The organism is Aeromicrobium sp., assembly GCF_050700635.1.
GTDB lineage: Bacteria > Actinomycetota > Actinomycetes > Propionibacteriales > Nocardioidaceae > Aeromicrobium.
On sequence record NZ_JBOHDT010000061.1, the window covers coordinates 1 to 6,707 of the forward strand.

At 67.2% G+C, this 6,707-nt stretch carries 8 protein-coding genes and 1 pseudogene; 4 read left to right on the forward strand and 5 right to left on the reverse strand.

Annotation, left to right across the window (positions count from 1 at the left end):
- The 3 genes and pseudogenes from ACRDPN_RS04460 to ACRDPN_RS04470 form a co-directional block, all read right to left on the reverse strand.
- Window positions 1-215: pseudogene (locus ACRDPN_RS04460) on the reverse strand (transcriptional regulator NrdR); the annotation flags it as partial.
- Between the two features lie 247 nt (window positions 216-462).
- Window positions 463-1,185: a type 1 glutamine amidotransferase gene (locus ACRDPN_RS04465; RefSeq protein WP_431446146.1), complete on the reverse strand. Its 723-nt coding sequence runs from the start codon at window positions 1,183-1,185 to the stop codon at window positions 463-465.
- A gap of 113 nt (window positions 1,186-1,298) precedes the next feature.
- On the reverse strand, window positions 1,299-1,670 hold the full coding sequence (locus tag ACRDPN_RS04470) for a LysM peptidoglycan-binding domain-containing protein (RefSeq protein ID WP_431446148.1): 372 nt from the start codon (window positions 1,668-1,670) through the stop codon (window positions 1,299-1,301).
- Window positions 1,671-1,943: 273 nt separating this feature from the next.
- On the opposite strand from ACRDPN_RS04470, the gene ACRDPN_RS04475 reads away from it, so the two are divergent.
- Window positions 1,944-2,813: a YihY/virulence factor BrkB family protein gene (locus ACRDPN_RS04475; RefSeq protein ID WP_431446149.1), complete on the forward strand. Its 870-nt coding sequence runs from the start codon at window positions 1,944-1,946 to the stop codon at window positions 2,811-2,813.
- A 38-nt stretch (window positions 2,814-2,851) separates the two neighbouring features.
- Window positions 2,852-3,331 carry a hypothetical protein gene (locus tag ACRDPN_RS04480; protein ID WP_431446150.1) on the forward strand — a complete coding sequence of 160 codons (480 nt, stop codon included), beginning with the start codon at window positions 2,852-2,854 and terminating at the stop codon, window positions 3,329-3,331.
- A gap of 61 nt (window positions 3,332-3,392) precedes the next feature.
- Here the strand turns inward: ACRDPN_RS04480 and ACRDPN_RS04485 are convergent, their stop codons facing one another.
- Together ACRDPN_RS04485 and ACRDPN_RS04490 are read right to left on the reverse strand one after the other, a co-directional pair.
- Complete coding sequence (locus tag ACRDPN_RS04485) at window positions 3,393-3,701, reverse strand: hypothetical protein (protein ID WP_431446151.1); 309 nt, start codon at window positions 3,699-3,701, stop codon at window positions 3,393-3,395.
- Window positions 3,698-4,534 (reverse strand): SDR family oxidoreductase, encoded by an 837-nt coding sequence (locus ACRDPN_RS04490; RefSeq protein WP_431446152.1) that lies wholly within the window; start codon window positions 4,532-4,534, stop codon window positions 3,698-3,700. The genes ACRDPN_RS04485 and ACRDPN_RS04490 overlap by 4 nt, the downstream gene beginning before the upstream one ends.
- Before the next feature lie 85 nt (window positions 4,535-4,619).
- Here ACRDPN_RS04490 and lexA point away from each other — a divergent pair, with 85 nt between their 5' ends.
- Together lexA and ACRDPN_RS04500 are read left to right on the forward strand one after the other, a co-directional pair.
- Window positions 4,620-5,375, forward strand: a complete 756-nt coding sequence (gene lexA / locus ACRDPN_RS04495; protein ID WP_431446154.1) for a transcriptional repressor LexA — start codon at window positions 4,620-4,622, stop codon at window positions 5,373-5,375.
- 77 nt (window positions 5,376-5,452) lie between these two features.
- The gene (locus ACRDPN_RS04500) at window positions 5,453-6,610 is read left to right on the forward strand and encodes a N(5)-(carboxyethyl)ornithine synthase (protein WP_431446155.1); all 1,158 of its coding nucleotides are present in this window, start codon (window positions 5,453-5,455) and stop codon (window positions 6,608-6,610) included.
- The last annotated feature ends 97 nt before the right edge of the window (window positions 6,611-6,707 follow it).

Consider the following 6,707-nt stretch of genomic DNA (forward strand, 5'->3'; position numbering starts at 1 on the left):
TTGCAGGCCTTGCGGACGCCGGCGATCGCCTTGTCGCGGGCGAACGGCTCGGTGGCGCCGGAGCGCTTGAGCACGGTGAGCTGCATCTGCTCGATGGTGGTGAAGCGCTTCTCGCACTTCGAGCACACCCGGCGGCGCCGGATGGCTCCGCCTTCGTCGGCCACGCGGCTGTCGAGCACGCGGGTGTCGGTGTGCTTGCAGAACGGGCAGTGCATCGCGTGCTCCTCTCATACCGAAGTCGCGGGGTTCCGCGCGCCGTGTCCCTGAGGACGAAGGTGTGGAAACCGTGTGGATTCCGGAGTTGAACCTGTGGGTGACGCCCTTCATCCTGTGTACTAGATGTGGACGAAGAACATCTCTGTAACTACTAGATCTAGTGCCACTGTACGCCGGAGATCGGGGCTGGACAACATTTTGGTGGAAGCCACCGACACTTTTTCGACTGGTCGATGTCTGCGCAGGTCAGCGCGCGTTGAGCTGGTCGGAAACCGGCGTGTCGCTGATCCCGACGCCGAGGAATTCGAGGGCGTCGTCGGTGAGCCGGTGGGCGGCGTTGCGGCTGCGGGCGGCGTTGGCGAGCGCCTGGCGGCGCAGCTCGCCTGGATCCTTGCCGGCGGCGCGGATCATGCCCTCGTCCTCGTCGATCCAACGGTTGTAGGTCTCGGTGGTGACCTCGGGGTGGAACTGCCAGGCGATCGAGCGGGCGCCGAGGCTGTCGTCGACGAAGCACTGGGGGCCGTACCAGGAGCTGCCGAGCACATGGGCGTTCGGCGGCGGCGTAAAGACGTCGGTGTGCAGCTGCGCCCATGGACCCTCGGGACACAGAACGCTGTCGATCGTGTCGACCCGGAGCCAGCCGAGCTCGGGGTCGTCGGCCTCGTACGACGTGCCGCCCAGCGCGCGCGCCAGCAGCTGGGCGCCGTAGCAGATCGCCATCACCGGGACGCCGGCCCGCAGTGCCGCTCGCGCCAGGGCCGACTCGCGCGCCACCACGTCGATGCTTGCCGGTTCGTGCGCGCCTCGGGCGGATCCGAGCAGCAGGAGCATGGACGGATCCTCGAGATCGACAAAGACCGGGAGGTCGGCACGGTCGAGCTCAATCATCTCGGCTCCGCGCTGCACCAGCCGTTCGACGACGAACCCGCCGTCGCGATCGGACTCGTCGGCCACCACGTAAATGCGCATGCATCAATTGTGCAGGTTGGTGGTTTCGATACGCCGCTCGTTCCTCGCGGCTACTCAACCACCGAGAGAGTGACGACGCCCCGGACACCGCTTCCCCGTCGGTGTCCGGAGCGTCACTCGTAGATGGGGACCGCGATCTCGCTGCCCATCTGCAGGCCTCCCGCGCTCGGCAGGGAGTTCAGCTGCATGATGTCGTCGACCGTCTGGCGGATGTCGCCGTTGGGGTTGGCCTGCGAGGCGACCTTCCATAGGGTGTCGCCGGGCTCGACCGTGACCGAGCGGGTGGCCACTGGCGCGCCCGCGTCGCCCGTGGCCGTGGTGGACGATCCGAGCGCCACAACCAGGACTGCGAGCGTGATCAACGCGGCGACAAGCACCGCGAGGCGTCCGCGGCGCGTCAGCTGAAGATGCGCCGGACGCGGCAGGTCAGCGACCAGGTGGAGATGGCGAGCCGTGCCGACGTCGCCGAGAAGGATGCTGCTCATGAGTGCCTCCGAGGGGGAAGTGAGACGGATTCGATCTGGCAGTGCCTGAGATGAAGTTGGTGTGCTCGGCCGTACGCGGTTCTCGATGTCATTCGATGGTGAACAGACGTTCGATCGAACACATGTACGACAATAGGACGGACCTCCGACAAAAGCCAGAGGCAATCGAACACGATGCCGATCGATATGCACTTTCGCCTGGAATGACAGGCAGAATTTTTCGAACACGTCGTCGGCTAGCGCGTGTCGCAAGCCGCCACTACGGTCGAACGCATGCCCTCGCCACGCCGCACCGCCCTCGGCGCCTGGAAGCAGGCGTCGGCCAAGCAGGCCCCGCTCCTCGCCGCCGGCGTCGCGTTCTACGCCTTCCTCTCCCTGTTCCCCGCGATGATCGCCGGCGTGCTCGCCTACGGCCTGTTCGCCGACCCGCTCACCGTCGCCCGGCAGTCCGACCGCATCGCCGAGACGCTCCCGGCCGACGCAGCGACGCTCATCACGGACCAGATGGAGGCGCTCACGACTACCGAGAGCAGATCCCTGAGCATCGGTCTCGTTGTCGCCATCGCACTTGCGCTCTATGGGGCATCGGCCGGGGTGGGCAACCTCATCACCGCCGTCAACACGATGTTCGGCTTCGAGGAGACGCGCGGGTTCGTCAAGCGCAAGCTGATCGCCTTCGGGCTCACCCTCGGCGCAATCGCCTTCCTCGCCGTCATGCTCACCCTCGTCGCCGTGACGCCCGTCTTTCTCGACGCCGTGGTCGATGTGCCCGGACTCCGCATGGGGCTCGAAGCGGGACGATGGCTGCTCCTGCTCGGTGCCATCGTGGTGTCGATCGGCATCCTGCTGCGGGTCGCACCTGATCGCCCGGACGACCCGCCGCGACTCGTGGGCAAGGGTGTGCTCATCGCGAGCGCCATGTGGGTGTTGGTCTCGGTGGGCTTCAGCTTCTACGTCGACAACTTCGGCCGCTACGGCGAGACGTACGGCGCGCTTGCCGGCGTCGTCGTGCTGCAGCTCTGGCTGTGGATCGGCATCTACGCACTGCTGCTCGGCTCGGCGGTCGAAGCGGTGCGCGAGAACGCCCTACGACCAGCAGAAACAGCGGAAACGGCAGGCGCTCAGGAGCGCTCTCAGGAGTAGAATCGGCAGCAAGAAATCTCAGGAGATAGGAGCTTCTGATGACCGCCTCCCACCCGTTCCATTTCACTCACTACGAATCCGCACAGATCCGCCACATGCTGGTTCCCACAGCGATCGGCGTCACCCTGGCGACGATCGGCTTCACCGCTCTTGGCATCTACGGCGACGGTTCGCCCGGGGCCGAGGCGAGCACGTCCGAGTTCCTGATCATCAGCGGAATCGCCGTTGTCGCAGCCGCGATCGTCTTCGCCGTGGTGATCCCGCGGACCCTGGACAAGGACGCCGCGGCCATGACCGCCCTGACGCTGTCGATCCTCGGCGCGATCACTGTCATGGCGTTCTGGGCCGGAGTCACCCTCGCCCTGGCCTTCGGCGGCATCCTGCTCGGCATGGCGGCACGCGAGTCGGCCAAGGGTCGCACCATGGCCATCGCCGCGATGGTCCTCGGCCTCGTGGCCGTCGTCGCCTACGTCGGCATCTACCTCTGGGACTGGATGAGCACGAACGGCATGATCTGACCACCGGGAGGCGGGACGTCCTAGCTCGCGCGGACGCGCCGGCGCTCGAGCGCGCCTGCCGTCAGCGCAGAAGGAGTGTCAGCAGCAGGACGATCGCCACGAGAGCCACGACGAGCAGGATGACGCCGCTCACGATTGAGCGGTCGAACGACGATCCGTGCGGCACCTGACTTTCGGAGAGGTCGACCTCGAAGTCGGGCATGAGCAGCTGTAGGTCCACGTCGCCGGAACCCTCGATGCCGTACTCGCGCAGCAACGCGCGCACGGCCGGCTCGATGCCGGGGAGGTCGTCGGCCGAGGTGGTGCCGACATCCTTGACGTCGAGCTGCCAGCGGTTTCCGTCGCGTTTGCCCACGACGAGATAGGTCATACGAATTTGCCCTTCCTGATCTTGCGGCGGCCCATCCGCACCAGCACCGGCTCGAGCCGCATGGTCGGCCCGGGTGCCAGCGCCGTCACTCGTGTCTGGATTCCGCGCCACAACGGCATCGTGCGGTAGACCCGGCGGGTGCCGAACATCTCGACCAGCTCGCGAGCGACCTGCGCCGGCTGGAAGAACGTGCCGGACGCGACGAGCGACTGAGCCTTGCCGCCGCTCTCCATCTCGCGCACCATCTCGGTGTCCACTCCATCGGGGCAGATGGCGTGGACGCGGATCCTGTCGCGCTTGAGCTCGACGCTGAGCGACGTGACGAGCGACAGCGCCGCGGCCTTGGTGGCCGCGTACATGCTCAGGCCCGGCACCGGCCCGTGCGAGCTGAGCGACGCGGTGACGCCGATGTCGCCGCCCTTGATGCCTTCCGCCGCCTGCGCCCGGAACACCTCGGTGGCGATGCGTGAGCCCCAGACGACGCCGAGGATGTTGACGTCGACGAGGGTACGGATCTGCGCTTCGGTGAGGTCGCTGAGGTCGCCGTCGAAGCCGACGCCGGCGTTGCACACCCACGCGCCGAGTGGAGCCAGGATCCGGGCCTCTTCGGCCACGCCACGAGTCGCAGCCGGATCCGTGACGTCGAGCCCGAGGCCGAGTGGCGCGCCGATCTCACCCGCAGTGACCTTGGCCGACTCGGCGTCGAGGTCGGTGACGACCACCTGATAACCGCGGTCGACGAGCTCGACGGCAATGGCCCGGCCGATGCCTCGCGCAGCCCCCGTGACGACCGCGGAGCGGGGGTGTCCGGGCTGCACGAGGGTCTTCGTCACGGCCCCAATCTAGGCCATGCCGAACAGCGACACGCCATCGAACATATGTTTGAAGAATCGAACGAGCGGGACTACGCTGAGCGGCATGAGCGAAGACAGCAGGCCCAGGCGCGGACGCCCGCCCGGCTCCCCCAATTCCATCCGTGAGCTGCCCGACGGACCGGTCGACGACCTCACCGGGCTCACCCCACGCCAGCAGAAGGTGCTCGTCTTCCTGCGCGAGGAGATCGAGATACGCGGCTATCCCCCGAGCATGCGCGAGATCGGCGCGGCCGTCGGCCTTGCCAGCACCTCCTCGGTAGCGCACCAGCTGCGGGTGCTCGAGAAGCTCGGCTACGTCAAGCGCGACCCCAACCGTCCACGTGCGCTCGAGATCTTCCTGCCCGAGGTCCTCAAGGCCCGCCGCACGCTCGGTTCCGCGGACGACAGCAGCATCGACGAGACCGGCATCGGCGACGCCCGGCCCGACGCCACCTATGTGCCGGTGGTCGGACGCATCGCCGCCGGCGGCCCCATCCTCGCCGAAGAGCGCATCGAGGACGTGTTCCCGCTGCCGAAGTCACTCGTCGGCGACGGCACGCTCTTCCTGCTCGAGGTCAGCGGAGACTCCATGATCGACGCGGCCATCTGCAGCGGCGACTATGTCGTCGTCCGGCAGCAGCCGGTCGCCGAGAACGGTGAGATCGTCGCCGCGATGCTCGACGGCGAGGCCACAGTCAAGACATTCCAGCGCAAGGACGGCCAGGTGTGGCTACTCCCCCACAACGACGACTACTCCCCCATCGACGGCACCCACGCCACGATCCTGGGCAAGGTCACCGCGGTCCTACGACGCGTCTGATTCCCCAGGCGTAGGGTCGTGGCACGGGGCTGTTCAGGCTCCCGATCAGAGAGTTCAAACGTGAGCGACAAGTCGCCGTGGCGAGCCGTCTCGTGCCGCTGCTGAGCCTCGGAGTGGTGGGCTCGTCGGCGAAGGAGAACGAGCATCGGCTACCTCTGCACCCCATCCACCTGCCCGAGATGGACGCCGACCTGCGCGCACGGATCACATTCGAGACGGGGTACGGGGAGAAGTTCGGGTACGCCGACAGCGAGCTGGCTGAGCACGTCGCCGGCATCCTCCCACGCGACGAACTGATCACGGACAACGATGTCGTGCTGCTGCCCAAGCCGCAGCTCGCCGACGTCGAGTCGCTCTCGCCCGGTCAGACCCTGTGGGGCTGGCCGCACTGCGTGCAGGACCCTGCACTCACGCAGGCGTCCATCGATCGCCGGCTGACCGTGATCGCCTTCGAGGCGATGAACCAATGGACCATCGACGGCACGGTCGGAATGCACGTCTTCCACAAGAACAACGAGATCGCCGGCTACTGCTCGGTGCTGCATGCCATGGCGCTCTCCGGGATCACCGGCGTCTACGGCCGCCCGCTGCGCGCCGTGGTGATCGGGTTCGGCGCCACCGCCCGCGGGGCAGTGACCGCCCTCAACGCCCACGGAGTGCACGACGTGACGGTCCTGACGAGCCGCAAGGTCGCCGCCGTCGGATCGCCGATCCACTCCGTCGTGATCCGGCAGTTCGAGCACGACGCACAGGAGCCCCATCTCAGCCACGTGATCACCGACGAGGGACGCGTCCCACTCGCACCGTTCCTCACCGCCGCCGACATCGTGGTCAACTGCACGTTGCAGAATCCTGCGGCGCCGTTGATGTACCTCACCGAGGCCGACCTGCCGGGCTTCGCCCGCGGCAGCCTGGTCGTCGACGTCTCCTGCGATGAGGGGATGGGCTTCAGCTGGGCCCGGCCCACGGGCTTCGACGACCCGATGTTCGAGGTCGGGGATCACATCGGCTACTACGCCGTCGATCACTCCCCGTCGTACCTCTGGAACTCCGCGACATGGGAGAACAGTCGGGCAATCATCCCGTTCCTGCGGACCGTTCTGGAAGGGCCGGACTCCTGGAAGCGAGACGAGACCATCAGCCGCGCCATCGAGATCCAGGACGGCATTGTCGTCAACCCCGCGATTCTTGCGTTCCAGGGCCGCGCTGCGGCCTACCCGCACGAGGTCGGCTAGCTCAACGACCGGCCAGGGCTGTCTCGTCCAGGCGGCGCAGTGCCGCGATCACGGTGTCGTGGTCGGTGGTGCGCCACATGTCCGGGAGCGAGGCCGC

Coding starts and splice junctions, on each gene's coding strand:
- ACRDPN_RS04465 (WP_431446146.1), bottom strand. CDS start 1,185: ATGCGCATTTACGTGGTGGCCGACGAGTCCGATCGCGACGGCGGGTTC.
- ACRDPN_RS04470 (WP_431446148.1), bottom strand. CDS start 1,670: ATGAGCAGCATCCTTCTCGGCGACGTCGGCACGGCTCGCCATCTCCAC.
- ACRDPN_RS04475 (WP_431446149.1), top strand. CDS start 1,944: ATGCCCTCGCCACGCCGCACCGCCCTCGGCGCCTGGAAGCAGGCGTCG.
- ACRDPN_RS04480 (WP_431446150.1), top strand. CDS start 2,852: ATGACCGCCTCCCACCCGTTCCATTTCACTCACTACGAATCCGCACAG.
- ACRDPN_RS04485 (WP_431446151.1), bottom strand. CDS start 3,701: ATGACCTATCTCGTCGTGGGCAAACGCGACGGAAACCGCTGGCAGCTC.
- lexA (WP_431446154.1), top strand. CDS start 4,620: ATGAGCGAAGACAGCAGGCCCAGGCGCGGACGCCCGCCCGGCTCCCCC.